Source organism: Chryseobacterium camelliae (assembly GCF_030818575.1).
In the GTDB taxonomy this organism is placed as follows: Bacteria; Bacteroidota; Bacteroidia; order Flavobacteriales; family Weeksellaceae; genus Chryseobacterium; species Chryseobacterium camelliae_A.
This window is the reverse complement of record NZ_JAUTAL010000001.1, coordinates 1791262-1813115: the sequence shown is the minus strand read 5'-3', so window position 1 is coordinate 1813115 and position 21854 is coordinate 1791262. Positions and strand designations below refer to the sequence as shown.

At 42.5% G+C, this 21854-nt stretch carries 18 protein-coding genes; 16 read left to right on the top strand and 2 right to left on the bottom strand.

The window, feature by feature from the left end; genetic code table 11:
• The first annotated feature begins 9 nt into the window (after nt 1–9).
• The 14 genes from QE404_RS08230 to gcvP all read left to right on the top strand — a co-directional run bounded on the left by QE404_RS08230 (nt 10) and on the right by gcvP (nt 15957).
• A complete protein-coding gene (locus tag QE404_RS08230) occupies nt 10–2112 on the top strand; it encodes a TonB-dependent receptor plug domain-containing protein (RefSeq protein WP_307449093.1) in 2103 nt (700 codons plus the stop codon).
• Nucleotides 2113–2124: 12 nt separating this feature from the next.
• Nucleotides 2125–3240 (top strand): HmuY family protein, encoded by a 1116-nt coding sequence (locus QE404_RS08225; protein WP_307449090.1) that lies wholly within the window; start codon nt 2125–2127, stop codon nt 3238–3240.
• Between the two features lie 23 nt (nt 3241–3263).
• Entirely contained in the window at nt 3264–4142 is an 879-nt protein-coding gene (locus QE404_RS08220) for a heme/hemin ABC transporter substrate-binding protein (protein ID WP_307449087.1), read from the top strand.
• On the top strand, nt 4126–5169 hold the full coding sequence (locus QE404_RS08215; RefSeq protein WP_307449082.1) for a FecCD family ABC transporter permease: 1044 nt from the start codon (nt 4126–4128) through the stop codon (nt 5167–5169). Before QE404_RS08220 ends, QE404_RS08215 begins: the two co-directional genes overlap by 17 nt.
• Nucleotides 5166–5939, top strand: a complete 774-nt coding sequence (locus QE404_RS08210; protein WP_307449079.1) for a heme ABC transporter ATP-binding protein — start codon at nt 5166–5168, stop codon at nt 5937–5939. The genes QE404_RS08215 and QE404_RS08210 overlap by 4 nt, the downstream gene beginning before the upstream one ends.
• Before the next feature lies 1 nt (nt 5940).
• The gene (locus QE404_RS08205) at nt 5941–6591 is read left to right on the top strand and encodes a class I SAM-dependent methyltransferase (protein WP_307453379.1); all 651 of its coding nucleotides are present in this window, start codon (nt 5941–5943) and stop codon (nt 6589–6591) included.
• Between the two features lie 4 nt (nt 6592–6595).
• Nucleotides 6596–7624 carry a hemin-degrading factor gene (locus tag QE404_RS08200; protein ID WP_307449076.1) on the top strand — a complete coding sequence of 343 codons (1029 nt, stop codon included), beginning with the start codon at nt 6596–6598 and terminating at the stop codon, nt 7622–7624.
• A 139-nt stretch (nt 7625–7763) separates the two neighbouring features.
• Nucleotides 7764–8636, top strand: coding sequence for a ChaN family lipoprotein (locus QE404_RS08195; RefSeq protein ID WP_307449073.1), 873 nt, complete (start codon nt 7764–7766; stop codon nt 8634–8636).
• A gap of 419 nt (nt 8637–9055) precedes the next feature.
• Complete coding sequence (locus QE404_RS08190; protein ID WP_307449070.1) at nt 9056–9610, top strand: RNA polymerase sigma factor; 555 nt, start codon at nt 9056–9058, stop codon at nt 9608–9610.
• Between the two features lie 13 nt (nt 9611–9623).
• Nucleotides 9624–9965 (top strand): hypothetical protein, encoded by a 342-nt coding sequence (locus tag QE404_RS08185; protein ID WP_307449068.1) that lies wholly within the window; start codon nt 9624–9626, stop codon nt 9963–9965.
• Between the two features lie 84 nt (nt 9966–10049).
• Complete coding sequence (locus QE404_RS08180) at nt 10050–10319, top strand: hypothetical protein (RefSeq protein ID WP_307449065.1); 270 nt, start codon at nt 10050–10052, stop codon at nt 10317–10319.
• 162 nt (nt 10320–10481) lie between these two features.
• On the top strand, nt 10482–11591 hold the full coding sequence (locus QE404_RS08175; protein WP_307449062.1) for an NAD(P)-dependent alcohol dehydrogenase: 1110 nt from the start codon (nt 10482–10484) through the stop codon (nt 11589–11591).
• 253 nt (nt 11592–11844) lie between these two features.
• Nucleotides 11845–12489 (top strand): DnaJ domain-containing protein, encoded by a 645-nt coding sequence (locus tag QE404_RS08170; protein ID WP_307449059.1) that lies wholly within the window; start codon nt 11845–11847, stop codon nt 12487–12489.
• Nucleotides 12490–13098: 609 nt separating this feature from the next.
• Nucleotides 13099–15957: an aminomethyl-transferring glycine dehydrogenase gene (gcvP, locus tag QE404_RS08165; protein WP_307449057.1), complete on the top strand. Its 2859-nt coding sequence runs from the start codon at nt 13099–13101 to the stop codon at nt 15955–15957.
• 1392 nt (nt 15958–17349) lie between these two features.
• On the opposite strand, the gene QE404_RS08160 is transcribed toward gcvP, so the two are convergent.
• Together QE404_RS08160 and QE404_RS08155 are read right to left on the bottom strand one after the other, a co-directional pair.
• Nucleotides 17350–17925, bottom strand: coding sequence for an NAD(P)H-dependent oxidoreductase (locus QE404_RS08160; RefSeq protein WP_307449055.1), 576 nt, complete (start codon nt 17923–17925; stop codon nt 17350–17352).
• A gap of 74 nt (nt 17926–17999) precedes the next feature.
• Complete coding sequence (locus QE404_RS08155; protein ID WP_307449052.1) at nt 18000–18827, bottom strand: helix-turn-helix domain-containing protein; 828 nt, start codon at nt 18825–18827, stop codon at nt 18000–18002.
• Nucleotides 18828–20139: 1312 nt separating this feature from the next.
• On the opposite strand from QE404_RS08155, the gene QE404_RS08150 reads away from it, so the two are divergent.
• Both QE404_RS08150 and QE404_RS08145 read left to right on the top strand, forming a co-directional pair.
• Nucleotides 20140–20472, top strand: a complete 333-nt coding sequence (locus QE404_RS08150; RefSeq protein WP_307449049.1) for a DUF4870 domain-containing protein — start codon at nt 20140–20142, stop codon at nt 20470–20472.
• Between the two features lie 68 nt (nt 20473–20540).
• Nucleotides 20541–21851 (top strand): beta strand repeat-containing protein, encoded by a 1311-nt coding sequence (locus tag QE404_RS08145; protein ID WP_307453817.1) that lies wholly within the window; start codon nt 20541–20543, stop codon nt 21849–21851.
• Nucleotides 21852–21854 lie beyond the last annotated feature (3 nt).

Below are 21854 nucleotides of genomic sequence, written 5' to 3'. Positions count from 1 at the left end.
TTTGAATCTATGAAGAAGAAAGTGCTTTCCATTCTATCCTTATCCTTTGTTCTATGGATGAATGCACAGGAAAAAGATTCTCTCGGCCAGAAGAAAATAGAGGAGGTGGTCATCACCGGACAATACATGCAGCAATCGATTAACAAATCTATCTATAAAGTTGAGGTGATTGATGCACAGCAGATCAAGAACATGGCTGTAACTAATGTGGCAGAGGTACTCAACCAGTCGCTGAACATTCAGATTACGCCTGATACCAATTCAGGGAATTCTACGGCCAATATTTTAGGCCTGGGCGGACAATACGTTAAAATCCTTATTGATAATATTCCTGTAGTAGGCGATACCGGACTGGGAAGTAATATTGACCTGACCAAACTGAGCCTTACGAATATCGAAAGGATTGAAATCGTAAAAGGAAGCATGGGAGTGGAATACGGTAACGGAGCTCTCGCGGGCGTCATCAATATCATCACCAAGAAAAGCAGCTCAAAAAAGCTAAGCATCAGGGCCAGCCTCCAGGAAGAAACAGTACGTGATAGCTATAACCTCAGGAAAAAAGGCCAGGGAAGGCACATCCAGAACCTGAATGTAGGGTATAACTTCAATGACCACTGGTTTACGAACATCAGTTTTAACCATAATCAGTTTATGGGCTACGAAGGGGATAAAAAAGGATACAAATATTTCGGGCAGGATAACCTGCGGGGGTACGACTGGAATCCTAAGGATCAGTATGAAGCTAACGCGCTCATACGCTATTCCAAAAATAAAACATCATTTTATTATAAAGCATCTTACCTGAATGAGACTTTCAACTATTACAACCCGAAAGTAGATCGAGTTCCGTTAAACGACGGTTCGGGAGGTGTGGTATATAAAAGCCTGGACCGGAATTATAATACAGAACGCTGGATCCATCAGTTCAATATCCAGACCCACCTGGGACAGATCCGCTATATGGGAGATTTTTCCTACCAGAAACAGGACAGGAAATTTTATGACTACAATTATGATATTCCCAACCGGAAGAAAGATCCCAATTACAATGAACAGCCTTACTATAAAACGGATGTAATTTATTCCAGAGGGATGTTCAGTAATTTCCTGGATAATAAAACATTCGATTTCCAGTTAGGATATGAACTTGACCATACCGACGGCTATGCCGCTCTGATTGCCGGAGAATTTGACGGCAACAACATCAGCAGGAAAATTTTCACCTATGGAACTTTCCTCTCCGCTGAATGGAATATCTCCGACAAGTTTTCATTAAGGCCGGGCACAAGGTTTTCTGTGAGCAACAGATTCAATAACCAATTCAATTACTCACTTTCTGCGAGGTATAAAACATCTGAAAACTCCAATTTAAGATGGGTATTTGGTACAGCCAACCGCTATCCGACCTACGATGAGCTGTTTACCTATTTTGTTAATGTCAACCATGATATCCAGGGAAACCCGGACCTTAAGCCGGAAACAGGGTATTCAGCAGGACTTTTCTGGGACCAGGGTTTTGGTCTGGGGAACGGCTGGAAATTCAACTATAACCTGGAAGCTTTGTATGTAGACCTGAACGACAAGATTGAAAACGTCATGATCGTCCGTCCTTCTACCTACAAATACCTGAACCTTGATAAATACAGAAGCCTTCTGTTCGGCGTGAATGCCAATATTGTTAAAGACCAGTTTTCACTTGGGATAAGGACCTCCCTGAATGGGATTTCGGTTTCCAAGCAGGAAATGGATGTAAGGACCCCGCAAGATTTTCAGTACAATTTCCAGGCAGGAGCTAATGCCGGATACAAAATAGCAGGCTCGAATACTGCGTTGAATCTGTACTACAAATACACCGGGCCGGCGAGACTTTATGTCATAGAAAATGAAAGTTTCCGGCTGGCAAGGACAGACGGTTTCCACATGATGGATTTCATAGTAAGCCAGCCTTTCTGGAAAGATCGCCTCGAACTTTCAGTAGGGATCAAAAACATATTCGATGTAACGACCATCAACAGTACCAACAGTACCGCGAGCGGGCATAATGCTGCCACAGACCTTCTCAACCTGTATTATGGAAGGAGCTATTTTGCAAGATTAATGTATCAATTTTAATAAAATAACAGCATGAAATATTTAAAATTATTGTCTATTGCTTTGATCATTGCTGTACAGTCATGTTTTTCAGCAGATGAAGATCCGGTTTCCGTGCCACCTATGACGGGAGCAACATCAAAGCCTGCCGTTGGAGGAGCCAATGAGCCTAATCAGGTATGGATCGATTTAAGCGATATAGACCCGGTAACAAAAGAACCGAGGCAAAAAACCAATCTGAGGACGGACTGGGAATTGGGTTTCTATAATGGTGATGAATTCCGTGTGATCATCAACGGGTCTATCGGAATGGCAGTTGCCAAAATTCCCGGCGCCACCAACATCAACTCCGTTAAAAGTGCAGATGTTTCTTCTTTGATGAGTGTAGTTCAGATCGGTACTTTCACTGCCAGCAATCTTGAGTACATTGATAATCCTAACGGTAATTTTTTAACCCAGACTACGGGAATTGCAGAAATAAAAGCGAATGATGCGGATAATGGCGTTTACCTCGTTAATATGGGTAAAGCACTTTCTACGGCTACGGTTGCTCCGGGTTCCGTATCATTGACCGGAGAATCCAGAGGATGGAAAAAAATCCAGATCCTGAGATCTGCCAGCGGATACCGAGTAAGGTATGCAGACCTTAATGATGACCAGTACAAAGAACAGGTTATTACCAAGAATCCCGATTACAACTTTAATTTCTTCAGCCTTCAGAAAGGCCAGGCTGTTCAGATACAGCCTCAGAAGCATAACTGGGATATTGCATTCACCACCTTTACCAATGAAGTTTTCATGTCTCCTGGACAAAGTGCCGGAAGTTATTTCTATGCAGATTTCATCATCACCAATATCCTTAGCGGTGTTGGGGTATACCAGGTAGATGTCCCTGCCGGAAAGACACTGGATCAGATTTACGGAGAATTTAAGCTGAGTGATGTCAGCCAGACCAAATTCATTTTCAACGATCATAGAGCGTTGGGTGACAAATGGAGGACAACAACAGGTGCCAATGGTCCGCAGACGTATAGTGACAGGTTTTTTGTCCTTAAAGATGCAGAAGGATTTTATTACAAAATACGGTTTAATGCCATGACCCAGAACGGCGTGCGTGGTTATCCTAATTTTGAATTTGCTCCTCTTTAAATCAATCAAATAATAAGCATATCATGAAAAAAATCATTCTTGCCGCTTCTGTGCTGGTTGCTGTGTATTCATGCAAAAAAGAACAAGGCACTCCAAAGGAAAATACAACCGAAGCCGTTTCGGAAACGCCTAAATCCAATAACAAAATCGTTACCCTGAACGGAGGCATTACAGAGATTGTAAGTGCTCTTGGACACGAAAAAGAGATTGTAGGAACCGATGTGACCAGTACCTATCCGGAATCCCTTAAAGCTACGGCTAAAGATTTGGGCCATGTCAGATCCATGACGATTGAACCGATCATGGCCGTGAGCCCAACCCTTATTTTAGCGTCCGATAAAGATATCAATCCTGAATTGATGGGCAAAATCAAGTCTTCAGGAATCAAAACGGAAATATTCAAACAGGAATTTACTGTTGACGGAACTAAAAAACTAATTGCTGATGTAGCTAAAGCTCTGGGCAATACAGACTATCAGAAGCTGAATGATAAGATTGATGCTGATCTTAAGCAGATCAGGCCAATAGCTAAAAAACCGAAAGTACTTTTCATATATGCAAGAGGCAATATGCTGATGGTTGCAGGGAAAAATACGCCAATGGCTTCATTGATCCAGCTGGCAGGCGGTGAAAATGCAGTAAACGACTTTGAAGATTTTAAGCCCCTGACGCCTGAAGCAGTGGTTAAAGCCAATCCGGATGTACTGTTTTTCTTTACTACAGGACTGCAGGGAGCAGGAGGTAATGAAGGAGCTCTTAAAATGCCGGGCGTGGCACAGACCAATGCCGGAAAAAACAAAAAGATCATTGCCATGGACGGAGGACTGGTTTCAGGATTCGGGCCAAGGCTCGGAGAAGCCGCAGTAGCATTAAACAAGCTTTTAATTGAAAACACAAAATAAACTTTATATGTATCTCACCTTAAGTGCCGTACTGCTGGTCCTGATCGCAGTAACGGCACTTAATACCGGAGTGTACGATTTCGGAGGGAATTCTGCATTCAGCACATTATGGCAATACATTCAGGGCGATCCTGATTTGTCTCTCAGCCATAAATATGTGATCTGGGATGTAAGAGCGGCCAGGATTATAATGGCCATCCTTATCGGAAGCATGCTCGCCGTTTCAGGAACAGGCCTGCAGGGCATGTTCAGAAATCCTTTGGCTACAGGGGATCTGATAGGGCTTACTTCAGGAGCGACATTACTGGCGGCCATTGCCATTGTTTTAGGAGGGTATTTTAAACACAACCTTCCTGAAACAATACAATTTTCACTGGTCGGTATTTCCGCTTTTATAGGAGCCTTTTTATCCATGATGCTGGTGTACAGGATTTCTACCAGCGGAGGAAAGACCAATGTTGTCATGATGCTGCTTACCGGCGTTGCCATTACAGCCATCGGATTTTCCGTCACCGGTTTTCTGATTTATATATCAAAAGATGAACAGCTGAGAGATCTCACCTTCTGGAATTTAGGCAGCCTGGCAGCCGCCACCTGGATGAAGAACGGGATTCTGGCTGTGGTACTGTGTATTTCTTATGTCATTATCCTTCCCCAGGGAAAAGCTTTGAATGCAATGATGCTGGGTGAAAAGGATGCACAGCACCTGGGAATCCAGGTGGAAAAACTTAAAAAGCAGATTATTGTAGTCACAGCGCTGATGATCGGTGCCTGTGTCGCTTTTTCAGGAACCATAGGATTTGTGGGGCTGATTGTTCCCTATATCCTCAGGCAGCTTTTTAAGTCGGATTATGTATTTATACTGCCTTTGTCAGCCGTTTGCGGAAGTATTCTGCTGCTAACGGCAGATACCTTAAGCAGGAGCATTGTAGCTCCGTCAGAACTTCCGATCGGAATCCTGACAGCATTAATGGGCGGCCCAATTTTTATTGCCATCCTGGTCAAATCAAAAAAATCACTGTCATGATCATAGCCCATCAGATCAATTACAGGCATAAGGATTTTCATATCCTGAAAAATATAGACCTTTCTCTGGGATACGGGGAATTTTTAGCCATTGTAGGGCCCAACGGAGCAGGGAAGTCGAGCCTTCTCAGTATCCTTGCTAATGAAGTAAAATCTGAAAACAGAGATATCCTGTTTAAAAATAGGCCCGTTCAGGATTGGAAAATTTTGGAACTCTCCATGCACAAAGCTAAATTTTCCCAGCACAACAGCAATGATATTCCGCTGGAAGTGAAAGATGTGGTCATGATGGGAAGGTATCCTTATTTCGATGCACAGCCGCATGAACAGGATTATGAAGCTTCGGACCGGATGATGCAGGAAACCGATGTGATCCACCTGAAAGACCGGGAATACAATACACTTTCCGGAGGTGAGAAACAGCGGGTGCACCTGTCCAGGGTAATGGCACAACTTCAGAATACCATAGCGCATAAGCTCATTTTTCTGGATGAACCTTTAAACAACCTGGATGTGAAGCACCAATATAAGGCATTGGAAATTATAAAAAACTTTACGCGTAAAGGAAATAGTGCGGTAGTTGTGTTGCATGATCTTAACCTTGCCGCACAGTATGCGGATAAAGTACTGCTGATGAAATCCGGTAAGGTGGCTGCTTACGGAACACCTGCTGATATATTTACAGCAGAAAACATTACGGATGCCTATAATTTTCCCTGCACCATATGCCCGCATCCCATACACCATAACCCTATGATTATTTTTGGCTGAGATGGACCGGGACGAGTTAAAAAAACTGGCGCAGCACCTTGCCAGGCCTGAAGGGGAGACGGGTATTGAAGTCGGTGAAATGATGCACCGGACGAACATAGGAATGACAACGGAGAGTATCCATGCCATGTTGATCGAAGATCGAGAGCATATCCTGGAAATCGGTCACGGCAATGCGGCACATGTACAATATATCCTGGATAAGGCACAGCAAATACAATATACCGGAATAGATATATCTGAAACCATGCACCACGAGGCAAAAAAGCAGAACGAAAGATTTGGGAGCCAGGTTCAATTTGTCCTGTACGACGGAAGCCGGTTGCCTTTTGAGGATAAGGCCTTTGATAAAATCTTTACGGTAAACACCGTCTATTTCTGGAAACAGCCCACGGCTTTCCTGAATGAGATCTACAGGGTTCTTAAAAAGCACGGAACTTTTATACTCACCTATGGACAGAGGCATTCGATGGAGAAACTCCCGTTCACGGAATACGATTTTACCCTATACAGCAATGATGAAATGGAAGAGCTGATTTCCGGCAGTCCGTTTAAGAGAATGAAAATCTCCGAGAAAGAAGAACAGGTAACCAGCAAGACCGGTCAAAAGACTATTACAAGAATATACACAGTTTTAACCATAAAAAAATAAATAAATGAGCACATTAGTGAACGATCTGAAAGAAAAATGGGAAGCGCTGAAAGCAGAAAACCCACATATGAGGATAAGAAATGCTGCAGCACAATTAGGCGTAAGCGAGGCGGAGCTGCTGGCTACCAATATCGGGGAAGGAGTAACGGTTCTTAAACCGGAATTTCAATCTATTTTGACGGATGTGGAACAGCTGGGTAAGGTAATGGCGCTTACCAGGAATGACGAATGTGTACATGAAAGAAAAGGAATTTATCAGAATCCTGACTTCAGCAGCCCGCATGCACAGCTTTTCGTGGGAGAAGATATCGACCTGAGGATTTTCCTTACCCACTGGAAGCTGGCCTTTGCCGTAGTGGAAGGAGATAAGAAAAGCTTGCAGTTCTTCGGTAAAGATGGATTAGCCCTCCATAAAATATACCTTACAAAAGATAGCTTTGAAGATGCATTCTATACGATAGTTGGGAAATATAAAGCAGATGACCAGAACCTCACTTTTGAGTTTGAGGAAATAGCAGCAAAAGCAACTGAAAAATCAGATGACGAAATAGATGTGGAAGGATTCCAGAAAGCATGGAAAGAGCTGAAAGATACCCACGATTTCTTTATGATGACCAGAAAATACGGGGTAAGCAGGACACAGGCATTAAGACTGGCTCCGGAAGGATTTGCAAAAAAAATAGACAATGCAAGAGTGGTGAACGTTCTGGAAGACGCTTCTGAAAAGAACCTTCCGATCATGATCTTTGTTGGCAACAGAGGGATCATCCAGATCCATACCGGGCTGGTGAAGAAAACATTATGGCACCAGCAGTGGTTCAACGTAATGGATCCTGATTTTAACCTGCACCTGGATGTAACCAAGATCGCCGAAGCCTGGATCGTGAAGAAACCGACAGAAGACGGTGAAGTAACGGCTATTGAGGTCTTTAACAAACAGGGAGACTTTATCGTCCAGTTTTTCGGAAAAAGAAAACCGGGAATCCCTGAATTACAGGAATGGAAAGATCTGGTTGCAGATCTTGAAAAATAATAGTTAGATAATTTGAATGAGGCCGTTTTGTGTTGTGCAAGGCGGCTTTTTAGATTTTATGCATATCTGCAGAGGAAAAACACATAAATTTATGGTATTCCAATAGATAGTTCTGTAACTTATGTTTAATAAAATAAGAATGAAAAATATACTTACCATGATATTGCTTTCAGGGTTTTGCCTGATGGGTGCCCAGGATTTCAAAGCATATCAGTTTTACAACCAGAAAGGGAAGAAAATCAATACGGAAAAGCTCGTCAGGGAACTGGCGGATTATGATGTTGTATTCTTCGGAGAGAACCACAACAATTCGATCATTCACTGGCTGCAGTTGAAAGTCACCGAAGCTTTATACCAAAGAAAAAACGGGCAGCTTGTCCTGGGAGCCGAAATGTTTGAACGGGATAATCAGCCCCAGCTTGATGAATACCTGGCCGGTAAGATAGACCCTAAAAACCTGAAAGATTCTGTGCGGCTGTGGAACAATTATACTACTGATTACAGGCCTTTGCTCGATTTTGCCAAAGCAAAGAAACTCCCGTTTATAGCAACCAATGTTCCAAGGAAATATGCTTCAAAAACGGCTAAGGAAGGCCTGGAATCACTGAATACCCTAACCGCAAAAGAGAAAACCTATATCGCAGAACTGCCAATAAAGGTGACGCTTGACACTCCGGGATATACGGAGATGAAAAGCATGATGGGGGAGCATGCGGAAGGCACCAAAGTGATGAATTTTATTTCCGCACAGGCCATTAAGGATGCGACGATGGCAGAGTCTATACTCAGGAACCTGAAGCCTGGAAAAATCTTCATCCATTACAATGGTAACTACCATTCCAAAGAATTCGGAGGCATTTACTGGTACATCACACAGAAAAGGCCTGATCTGAAGATGGCGGTCATTTCCGTCTTTGAATCCGACTCGCCTGAACTTAAAATCCCTGAGAAAGACTATGTTCCCACTACATTCAATCTTATCATTCCTTCTGATATGACCAAAACCTATTAACAGATAGAAATTAACAGATCAATCCGGGCTTTAAGTCCCGGATTTTTTATGAACAGAAGAAATACAGGTCATACAGCTCTTGTATTTTCCATACAGATACGGGTCCACCCAGAGTGACATTATATTTTTTTAATTAACATGGTCCCAATATGAGTAAATATATCAGATAAATCATCAAAATTTAAAATCACAAAGCTTACCTATATCTATGATTTTCTATCGCATTTAAAATTAAATTAATCAATTGTATTTCAGTGTTTTATATTTTTAAAATTTAGTTTATTTAGCTTCACGATCAGATTTCGGGTTAAATTTAAACAGCGAGACGCTGATACTTCAGGAAAAATATTTTACATTCATTAAAGTAAAACAAAAAAGATAGCCGTCTTACCCATATGGAGGTTGTCGAAAAAATAACAATGCCACAGAAGGAAAAGGAAAATATCATTTCGCAGACCGTATCCAAATACGGCGGCAAGCTGATGTCATATATCCGTCCTAAAGTGAAAAATACCGAAGATGCGGAAGATATTCTGCAGGAAGTCTGGTACCAGTTCAGCAGCCTCACCAACCTCTCGGAAATTGTGAATGTAGGAGGATGGCTGTATAGGGTAACAGCCAATAAGATTACCGATAAATACCGAAAAAAGAAAACGGAAAACCTGGAAGACTTTGTGTATGAAGATGAAGATGGTGATTTTTCCATCAAAGATATCCTGCTCATGGATGAGAGTGCAGGTCCGGAAATAAAAATGTTTCAGGATGAGATCTGGAAAAAGCTTTTTGAAGCCCTGGACGAACTTCCGGAAAAACAGAGGCTGGTGTATGTTGAAAATGAGCTGAACGATAAAACACTGCAGCAGATTGCAGATGAGCAGGGAGAAAACATCAAAACCATCATCAGCAGGAAAAATTATGCTGTGAAACACCTCAGGAACCGCCTGAGAAAATTATACGAAGATTTAAACAGTTAGAAAAACAACAGATATGAATCATAAACATAAAAAAGGATGGATTTTTTTAATTCTCTGCCCGCCACTGATTTTCCTGGGTGTTACCTGGATAGTCATGGCATTGTGGAATGCACTTCTGCCGGAGATTATCGGCGTGAAGGCCATCACGTTCTGGCAGGCTATGGGAATACTGGTTTTAAGTAAGATCCTTTTCGGAGGATTTCATTTCGGGAAAGGAATGAGAGACTTTAAAGAAAGAAAGATGAGACAGAAAATGATGAACCTTTCCCCGGAAGAAAGAGAGAAATTCAAAGAAGTCTGGAAGAGCCGCTGCGAAAACGGATTCTTCGGCAGAAACAGAACTAACAGGGATTAAACGGAATTTAAAGAAGTAGTAAAGTAATATCCGTACTGACCCGTCTTAATAAAAAAGAAGTAGTAAAATTTAAAATTTTGAACAATGAAAAATTCAGTCGTAAAAGGAGCTCTTGGAGCGTTAGCCGTAGTAGGCGTTGCTTTGATCGTTAAGAAAGCAGCCCAGAGAAAAAGATTTGTAAAAGGTATTTTTGAAGAATACGGAATTAAAGAAAGATCACCATTCGGGCTTGCTGATAAGATCCGTGAAATGGATGAAGACCAGTATCAGGAACTGAAAGGGAAATTTAAAAAAGAATTTGCCTCAAAATGCTGCAGGAGAGAAAATCAGAAGGAGCAGCTTACAGAAGCATAAAAGAAAATACTAAATTGAAATTGTTGGTTCCGGGGCGGGAAAGCGAAGCTTTCCGCCCCGGAACTTTTTTATTTTCAGCAGAATATCGTATCTTTATCACTCCAGTCAGGCTCATTACCGTTTTATATTCAGTACCTTTGATCAAACCAAAAAAATATAAATATGGAAATCACTGCAGCTTTAGTAAAAGAAAAAGGTGGACATTTTGAACTTGAAAAAATCCGCCTTGATGATCCGAAACCGGATGAAGTACTCGTAAGAATTGTAGCTACGGGAACATGCCATACAGATATGGCGGTCCGGGACCAGCAGATTGCTGATACACCATTTCCTTTTGTATTGGGACACGAAGGATCCGGTGTGATAGAAAAAGTAGGGAGGAACGTTACCCACCTTCAGCCCGGGGACCATGTAGTGCTTACCTTCGGCTTTTGTGGAGAATGTGACAATTGCCGGAAAGGAAAGCCGGCATACTGTGAAAACTTTATGGCCCTTAATTTTGCAGGCTGCAGGTTGGACGGTAGCCACAGCCATCACAGCGACCGCTATGAGGTTTTTGATAATTTCTTCTCCCAGTCGTCCTTTGCCACTTATTCTATTGCGCATAAAAATAATGTGATTAAAGTTCCTGACGAAGCTCCGCTGGAGATTCTGGGCCCGTTAGGATGTGGTATTCAGACCGGAGCTGGGGCAGTCATTAATTCATTGGCCGTCTCTCCGGGACAATCGATTGTCATTTCCGGAGCGGGCGCAGTCGGGCTGGCCGGTGTTTTAGGTGCAAAGGCGTGTTCTGCTGGGACAATTGTAGCCGTGGATATCAATGATGACCGCTTACAACTGGCTAAAGAGCTGGGAGCAACCCATACCGTGAACAGCAGGGATGAAAATGTAATAGAATCACTGAACAGGATTTCTCCTAAAGGATTCGATTTCGGATTTGATACAACGGGAAGAAATGATGTCATCAACAATACGATAGCCTGCCTCAAATCTTTTGGGGAAATGGGCATTGTAGGAGTAGCCGTAAAACCACTGGAAATAGAAATGAATGCCTTTGTAGCAAAAGGGATCCGTCTGAAGGGCATCGTAGAAGGCGACAGTATTCCTTCCGAGTTTATTCCGGCCATGGTCAGGATGTACCTGAACGGCCAGTTCGCTTTTGACAAACTGATCCGGAAATATAAATTTGAAGACATCAACCAGGCCATTGAAGATTCCGAATCCGGAAAAACCATCAAGCCTGTGATCCTGGTCGGGGAATATGGACAATAATCGGAGATTAAAGGAAAAGAAGATTAAAGAGGCTTTATCTTTTTTGAGATATTCCTATCCGTATCTTGATGTAAATCGGATCCGGATCGGTGGTCTCAATGAACATTCAATACGCTGATAATAGACTTAAAATAAACTCAAGGGGCTGGCTGTAAAGTCAGCCTCTTATTGTTTGCTGGAATGGCAATTGGACCATTATTATCATTTCCTACAGGCAGAAAGAAAATAAAAATCCTTATTTTTGCATAGGTTCATGAAAGATTACTACTATTTTCTCGGTGTTTCACAGGATGCTTCGGATGAAGACATCAAAAAGGCCTATCGCAAGCTTTCCTTAAAATACCATCCCGATAAGAATGAAAACGATGAGTTCTTTGCCGGACGTTTCCGGGAAATCCAGGAAGCCTATGAACTGCTCAGCGATAAAGCAAAACGCCGGACCTATGATGAAAATTTGGAAAGTCATCAGAAAAGTTTCAGATATAATACGCCGCCTTCTATCAAGACCTTTACGGCCAATAAAATCCATGCTAAAAAAGGGGAGGAAATCATCATCAGCTGGCAGACGCAGAATGCAGATGTGGTGAAAGTTTTACCGTTCGGCCTGGAAAAGCCTTATGGAGAAAGAATTTTTAAAATTACAGAGTTCAAAGACGGTAAATTCCAGCTACTGCTGCATGCCACCAATTCATTACTGCACAAAACCGTCGTACAGGGGATCACCATTACCGAAGTCTTTGAAAGCGAAGGTGAGAAGTTCCGGGATCAGGCGGAAGAATTATTCAGGTCACATCCCAGGACCGTTGCCAATCCTCACGGTCAGCCTAAAATCTTAAAGATCATGGTTGCCGTCCTACTCCTGATACTGGCCGTTTATTTCTTAATCAAAAGTATTTGACTTCTAAGAAATTTTCTTATTTCCCGGGCATTTTTTGCACCTTTTGCCTTTCTTGAATTTTTTACAGCATGACTTCTTTTCGCATTGCATTTCTTCCGGACGGTATGAAAAAGCAGGGGCCAATGGCGGTACTTTGAATGGGACGATCATATTCATACTGCAAATATATTAATTTAGAATAAATATAATTAATAATTTTTTTTATAAATAATGAATCTGCCATAATGTAGTTTAGGATGAGGCTGAACACAGGTAAGAATTGAAAGAGTGGAGATTTAACAATCAAAAGATTTAAGATGAAGTTTTGTTAATAGTTAACAGATGATCGATCCATGTTTGATTTTAGAAATTTCAGGATGATAAACAACCTGTATTTTTTACTAAACCCATAGAAATTGCGTTGCATAGTATGGGCCAGAACACAGGAAATGACGGAATAAAAATAATTTTAACTGTTTGAAGTGTCAAACGGGCAATAAAAACCCATTAATTTCTAATCAGATAGAATACTTTTCCGGATCAAGGACTTCCTCTTGAGACTCTTGTACAATCGTTCAAAAAATCGTAATTTTACCCATCTTTTTTACAAACAAAATCTAATATATAAAAATGAATACAGAACAGTTTGTGAGCCGTCACATTTCCCTGAATGAAGCTGATAAGCAGGCCATGCTGGAAAAAGTGGGCGTTTCAAGCATCGAAGAGTTAATTTCTCAGACTATTCCTTCCTCCATCCGTTTAGAAAAAGACCTGAACATTTCCGAGCCGCTTTCAGAATACGAAATGCTGAACCACTCGAAAGAACTGGCTACTAAAAATGCGGATTACACAAGCTACATAGGTTTCGGTTATCACAATACCATACTTCCGGCAGCAATCCAGAGGAATATTTTTGAAAACCCGAGCTGGTATACTGCTTATACACCCTATCAGGCGGAAATTGCACAGGGAAGGCTGGAAGCACTTCTGAATTTCCAGACTGTAATATGTGACCTCACCGGTTTTGCTCTGGCGAATGCTTCATTGCTTGATGAATCTACTGCCGCCGCAGAAGCGATGCACATGTTTTTTAACAACAGGACCAAAGAACAGAAGAAGGCAGGAGCCAATAAGTTCTTTGTTTCAGACCTGGTATTGCCTCAGACGGTTGCCGTTCTTAAAACCAAAGCTGAAGGGCTGGAAATTGAAATCGTGGAAGGCGACCATAAAACCCACACATTTGATGGATCTTACTACGGAGTTCTGTTGCAGTATCCGGGTAAAAACGGAATTGTGTTAGATTATACGGAAGATATTGCAGAATATAAAAAATCTGACCTTCAGGTTGTTGTGGCCTGTGACCCGATGGCGTTGGTAAAGTTGAAATCTCCGGCTTCCATGGGTGCCGACTGTGCTGTAGGAACAACGCAGAGATTCGGGATTCCGTTAGGCTACGGAGGTCCTCATGCTGCATTCTTCTCCTGTAAAGAAGAATATAAAAGAGATATTCCTGGAAGGATCATCGGGGTTTCCCAGGATATGTACGGAAGACGTGCTTTAAGAATGGCACTGCAGACCAGGGAACAGCACATCAAAAGAGAAAGAGCGACTTCAAACATCTGTACCGCTCAGGTGCTTTTAGCCGTAATGGCAGGAATGTATGCCGTTTATCACGGTCCTAAAGGGTTGAACTATATTGCAGACCAGATCCATTTTAAAGCGAATGCCCTGAAAGGAGGTCTTAAAGCTTTAGGATATGATATCGTGGAAGAGCCGATCTTTGATACGGTAAAGATTACCGTTAATGAAGACGACAAGAAGAGGCTGATGAGAATGATGCTGGACCACAAGCTGAACCTGAATTATTTCACGGAAGGCGTTGTGAGCATCGCAATCAACGAAAGTACAACATTGGATAAACTGAATTATCTGATGGCATCTTTTGCCCAATTCAAAGACAAGCAGACTTTCAAATTAGAAATCAAAGAAGGATACAGTATTCCGGAAGAGAATTTGAGAAAAGACGAAATCCTTACCGAAGAAGTATTCAACAAATACCATACAGAAACAGAGCTGATGCGTTACATCAAGCGTCTGGAAAGAAAAGACTTATCGCTGACCCATTCCATGATCTCTTTGGGATCATGTACCATGAAGCTGAATGCAGCAACAGAAATGCTGCCGCTTTCATGGGATAACTGGGGTGCAATCCATCCTTTTGTACCGGTTGACCAGGCCGGAGGATACCAGGAAATGATCCGTGAGCTGGAAAAAGACCTAGCTGAAATCACTGGTTTCGCAGGAACTTCCCTTCAGCCGAATTCCGGAGCCCAAGGGGAATATGCCGGACTGATGGTCATCAGACAATACCACATCTCAAGAGGTGAAGGCCACAGGAATGTAGTACTGATTCCTCAGTCGGCACACGGTACCAACCCTGCTTCTGCAGCAATGGCCGGAATGAAAATCGTAGTCGTGAAAAACCTGGAGAACGGAGAGATCGATTTCGAAGACCTGAAAGCCAAAACAGAACAGCATTCTGAAAACCTTTCATGTGTTATGATCACATATCCGTCTACATACGGATTCTTTGATGCCAACATCAAAGAAATTACTGCCCTGATCCACGAGCACGGCGGACAGGTATACATGGACGGAGCCAATATGAACGCTCAGGTAGGCTACACCAGCCCGGGGAACATTGGAGCAGACGTTTGCCACCTCAACCTGCACAAGACATTCGCCATTCCTCACGGAGGAGGAGGTCCTGGTGTGGGCCCGATCTGCGTGGCTAAGCATCTGGTTCCATTCCTGCCTTCCAATGCAAACATCAGAGTAGGTTCTAAGGATTCTATTGAAGGTATTTCAGCAGCACCTTACGGTTCCGGATTGATCTTGAACATTTCCTATGCCTACATCAAAATGCTGGGAACTTCCGGACTGAAAAAAGCAACAGAACACGCCATCCTGAATGCGAACTACCTGAAAGAAATCCTTGCCGAGCATTTCCCGATCTTATATTCCAACGAAAACGGAAAAGTAGCACATGAATGTATCGTAGATTTCAGACAGTTCAAGTCATTAGGTATTGAAGTGGCTGATGTGGCGAAAAGATTAATGGATTACGGATTCCACGCACCAACGGTTTCTTTCCCGGTAGCAGGAACCCTGATGATTGAGCCTACAGAATCTGAAAGCAAATCTGAAATCGACCGCTTTGCAGAAGCATTGATCGCGATCAATCATGAGATTGATGAAATTGCCAACGGAGAAGCCGACAGGGAAAACAATGTCCTGAAAAATGCTCCGCACACCGAGCAGACGGTTATTTCTGATTCTTGGGACAAGCCATACAGCAGGGAAAAAGCAGCTTACCCGCTGGAGTGGGTAAGAGATCATAAATTCTTTGCTTCCGTTTCCAGAGTAGACGAAGCTTACGGAGACCGAAACCTGGTATGTACCTGTGAACCGATTGAAGCTTATATGTAATTCAATCTGATTTAATATAGAAAATCCCTTTCAGCAATGAAAGGGATTTTTTTTTGATCTGAATAACAGAGCCGCAGTGTTTGTCAGAGATTAATTTCCGTCTCCGTCAGTTCGAGTGCGGAACAAAGTGGAGTGTATCGAGAACTTGTTGAAAAGAAGCACTCTTTTGTTTGTTAATCACCGGTTCTCGATACATTTTTCTCCGCGTTGCTGCGAAAAACACTCGAACTGACGTGGCCACAATGTTTGTCAGAGACTAATTTCCATCTCCGTCAGTTCGAGTGCGGAACGGAGTGGAGCGTATCGAGAACTTTTTGCAAATGGTAACTACGTTTGTTTGATACTCACCAGTTCTCGATACATTTTTCTCCGCATTGCTGCGAAAAACACTCGAACTGACGGTGCCGCAGTGTTTGTCAGAGATTAATTCCCGGTTCCGTCAGTTCGAGTACGGAACGGAGTGGAGCGTATCGAGAACTTTTTGCAAATGGTAACTACGTTTGTTTGATACTCACCAGTTCTCGATACATTTTTCTTCGCTTTGCTACGAAAAACACTCGAACTGACGTGGCCGCAGTGTTTGTCATAGATTAATTTCCGTCTCCGTCAGTTCGAGTGCGAAACGAAGTGGAGTGTATCGAGAACTTGTTGAAAAGAAGCACTCTTTTATTTGTCAATCACCGGGTTCTCGATACATTTTTCTCCGCTTTGCTGCGAAAAACACTCGAACTGACGTGGCCGCACTTATTGCTAGACAATCGATTCTTTGTCAGTTCGAGTGCGGAACGGAGTGGAGCGTATCGAGAACTTGTTGCGGATGGTAACCTTTGTTTATCAATCATCGGTTCTCGATAAATTTTTCTCCGCTTTGCTACGAAAAACACTCGAACTGACGTGGCCACAATGTTTGTCAGAGACTAATTTCCATCTCCGTCAGTTCGAGTGCGGAACAAAGTGCAGCGTATCGAGAACTTGTTGAAAAAAAGCACTCTTTTGTTTGTCAATCACCGGGTTCTCGATACATTTTTCTCCGCCTTGCTGCGAAAAACACTCGAACTGACGGTGCCGCAGTGTTTGTCATAGATTAATTTCCGTCTCCGTCAGTTCGAGTACGGAACGCAGTGGAGTGTATCGAGAACTTGTTGAAAAGGATTCCACTTTTGTTTGTTACTTACCGGTTCTCGATACATTTTTCTCCGCCTTGCTGCGAAAAACACTCGAACTGACGGGGCCGCAGTGTTTGTCAGAGATTAATTCCCGGTTTCGTCGTTCAAGTGCGGAACGAAGTGGAGCGTATCGAGAACTTGTTGAATAGGATCTCGCTTTTGATAATCACTGGCTCTCCGATACAAGTCTTTTGAGTAATTTCTGTTTTAACAAATCATCAGGGAATCAATCCAAATAAGCCTCCTTAATACTTCGCTTCCATTCCTGAATCATTTCTTCAGTGGCTTTATCTGCCCTGTCTAAAAACAGGTGTTGACTGATCTCCAGGCCGCAATAGGTATAGATACCCTTATCAGAGGTCAGGCTCAGTGCCTGGTCCATTCCTATGCTTGCGTATTCAGCCTTGGATTTTCCATGTGTATTGATGATGATTGTCTTTTTACCTTTGAGCAAGCCTTTCTGGATGCCCTGGTCATAACGGTAGGCAAAGCCATAACTGAAGACACGATCGATGAAACCTTTCATCATGGCAGGCATTCCGGTCCACCAGATCGGATAAATAAAAGTAATGTGCTCTGCCCATAAAATATGCTCCTGTTCCTCTCTAATATCCTGTGACAGTTGGCCGGACCTTTGATCTTTAAGGTCTTGCAGGGACAGAACAGGATTGAAATCAAGTTCGTATAAATCCCTGATTCTGATCTCTTGGTTCTGTGCTTTCAGGATTTCTGTGACGGTCTGAAGGAGATGGTGGTTTAAACTCTGGTCATTCGGATGACTATAAATAACTAAATGTCTCATTGTTCTGTTTTTTATTGGTACAGGACAAAGATAAAATGGCAATCAGAGGTAAAATTGTAAGAAAACGAAACGGATTACCGGTTTTCGGAGATACAGATATCCTCCTGGAACTTCAGGTATTGGGTAGGGCTGATATGAAGGTAGTAATTGAAATCGTGAATGAGTTGGCTCTGGTCATAATAGCCACATTCTGACACAATGTCAAACCATTCCACGTTGCCTGAAGCTTCCAATACATCCTGAATATGCATAACCGCTTTCAGGAACCGGCGATAACGGCTGGCTTCTTTGGAAGTATAGCCCAAATATTTTTTATGGCTGAGCTGTACCGTTCTTTCCGTCTGGTTTTGAAGGGAAGCTATTGATTTAACCGTGTCGAGTGCTTCATGATCAAAGTTAGACAGGGCTTCTGCAACGGTATTCCTGGGCCTGAGGTATGGCCTGCAATACTCAAGGATATAATTGATTCTTTGATGAGTGTCATTGAGGTTGTTGAGTTCTTTCCATAAAGCGGTAAAGCAGTTTTCGTCCAGGAGCTGATCTGGATGTACGGAAAAATGTTCCCAAATAGCACCCTGCCCGAAGAAGCGGAAAAAAGCATCATTCTTAAAATTGGCCACAAGGATGGTTGAGCCTGGAGGAAGGGAATATTGGAATGCTTTCTTTACCGGACCTAAGACAAGGCAGCTGTCAATATCTACTTGAGTATCATTAAATGTATGGATCGTCGTGGGTTGCAGTCCGAAACTAAAAATCAAAATGGTCTGAAAAGAGGGTAGCAGGATCCTTGAAATGGTTTCAGACGAAGCATTTTCTGCATGGTAAAAGTGGGAGAAAACTTCGCTGAATTCTTCCGGGACTTCTATTCGATTGCTCTTATATTCTCCATCATTTTCCTGCATTGTTGTATTTCGTTTAATGGATTATTGATTCATAATTAATGAAAACGTAAAACGTAAAGATAAAAATATACAGCGATACATGAAAATTTGCTTTCTGGATAACATCTGACTCTTCTGAATGACACAATACGAATTATAATGATGTTAAAATGAGTTTTAATAAGTTGCAATGTCTCTTCATTGATTAAATGATTCTCCGTCAGTTCGAGTGCGGAACGGAGTGGAGTGTATCGAGAACTTAGTGCGGACGGTAACCTTCTTTTGTTTATCAATCACCAGTTCTCAATATATTTTTCTTCGCTTTGCTGCGAAAAACACTCGAACTGACGGCGCTGTAATGTTTGTCAGAGATTAATTTCCGTCTCGGTCAGTTCGAGTACGGAACGGAGTGGAGTGTATCGAGAACTTTTTGAAAAGAATCACACTTTTGTTTGTCAATCACCGGTTCTCGATACATTTTTCTCCGCGTTGCTGCGAAAAACGCTCGAACTGACGTGGCCGCAGTGTTTGTCAGAGATTAATTTCCGTCTCCATCAGTTCGAGTGCGGAACGAAGTGGAGTGTGTAGGGAACTTGTTGCGGATGGTAACCTTTGTTTGTTAATCATCAGTTCTCGATACATTTTTCTCCGTTTTACTACGAAAAACACTCGAACTGACGTGGCTGCAGTGTTTGTCAGATATTAATTTCCGTCTCCGTCAGTTCGAGTGCGGAACGGAGTGGAGTGTATCGAGAACTTTTGAAAAGAAGCACTTTTTTGTTTGTCAATCATTGGTTCTCGATATATTTTTCTTCGCTTTGCTGCGAAAAACACTCGAACTGACGTGGCTGCAGTGTTTGTCAGAGATTGATTTCCGTCTCCGTCAGTTCGAGTGCGGAACGGAGTGGAGTGTATCGAGAACTTTTTGAAAAGAAGCACTTTTTTGTTTGTCGATCATTGGTTCTCGATACATTTTTCTTCGCTTTGCTGCGAAAAACACTCGAACTGACGGCGCCGCAGTGTTTGTCAGATAATTGATTCTTCTTATGCTTAAGTGTATAACAATGCTAAACATCAATCCCTGTTTCATTAAGCAACCGCCCGTTCTCAATCAGCAATTATTTTCTGCTCTGATGCAAGCATTTATCGCCTCAATCAAGAGAACCTGACCAATCGGTAAAAATAAATGAGCCGGCTGAATACCGGAACAACACGGAAAAATCAAAATATCAGGTCATCTTTCATAAATACCAAATCAAAATGCCGGAATATCAATTATCCGGAAAACTCCTTATAGCTCTTCATAATTTTGCCGCAAATAAAAAGCAATAGTATGAGCAACAAAACTGTAGCGATCTTATCTTATGTCACCATTATAGGTTGGATCATCGCGTATGTGAAAAGCAAGGACCTCAATCCTAAAAGTGACCTGGCGGTATACCACCTGAAACAGGGATTGGGCCTTTTTATTGTATCTTTTATCGTCAATATTCTTATGTCGGTAGTCGTGGCTATAGTCCCTTCAGTTGGTTTCATCAATTTTATCGGGATCATTTTTTTAATCCTGCTGATTATGGGCATCATCAATGCGGCCAATGAGGAGGAGAAGCCGTTCCCGGTTATCGGGCATATGTTTGAAAACCGTTTCGGATTCATAGACAAATAGTTCTTGATACAACTTTCTAATGCGGATGATCAGGGTGGTCATCCGCGTATCATCAAATCCTTACAGGAATGAAAAAAAAATTACTCACACTAGCAGTGGCCGTACCGGTTACTGCATTTTCCCAGGTTGGAATAAATACCACCAATCCACAGGGAACCTTTCACGTAGATGGCGGCAAGAATAATCCTTCCTCCGGTACGCCTTCTGTAATCCAGCAGTCAGATGACGTAGTGGTTACCGCTGCTGGATTTGTCGGTATAGGAACCATTTCACCGTCCGCGAGGTTAGACATTAATAACGGAACAACCAGCGGAGCTTTAAAAATAGCAGACGGTACACAGGGAAGCGGGAAAGTACTGACTTCTGATGCCAGCGGACTTGCTACTTGGCAGAGCATCCCGGCCTGGGCGCTGACAGGAAACAGTGGTACTGACGCTACGGCGCTCAATGCTCTGGGAACAAAATTCATCGGAACGACTGACGCGCATTCATTCGTTATCAAGACTAATAATAATTTAGCTGGTTATATTGGGACAGCAGCCTCCGATAATCTTGCTTTAGGTGTTGATGCAGGGAAAGCCAATACGACAGGCAATCTGAATGTTTTCTTGGGAAATAATGCAGGCTCTGCCAACACGGTAGGGAGCTCCAATGTATTTGTCGGATCTTATTCAGGAACTTCCAATGTCGGCGGCAACTCTAATGTACTGATGGGGTATAATTCCGGAAGCAGTACAACCGGTGATGCCAATACTTTTTTAGGAACCTGGGCCGGAAATGCTAATACTTCCGGAGGATATAATGCTTTCGTAGGTTATCAGGCTGGTGTAGGCAATACTACAGGGGTAAGAAATGTTGCTGTGGGGAACTTGGCAGGAAAAGCGATTACTACTGGTAGTAACAATACTTTTGTTGGAAATGGTTCGGACGCATCTGCCAACAATCTTACTAATGCTACTGCGATCGGTTATGGAGCAGTAGTAAGCGCCAGCAACAGCCTTGTATTAGGCGGTACGGGGTCATTAGCAGTCAACGTAGGGATCGGAACCACATCTCCTGCCTCAAAATTGGAAATTGACGGTGCTTCCACCAACAAATCTGCTTATAATGCAGGAAGCAGTACCACCATTGATTACAGCAAAAGTAACCTGGCCTATACTTCGGCTTCTGCAGGAAACTTTACGCTTCAGAATATCAAGGATGGCGGAACGTATACCTTAAGTGTAAGAGGAACCACCTCAGGAACATCAGCATTTACAGCTAATTGGTTTACAGTAAAATACGTACACAATACAGCAACAATAGCTGATAAGGAGACCCTTTATACTTTTATGGTAATGGGAAGCACGGTATATGTTCATATGATTTCAGGATTCTAGAAA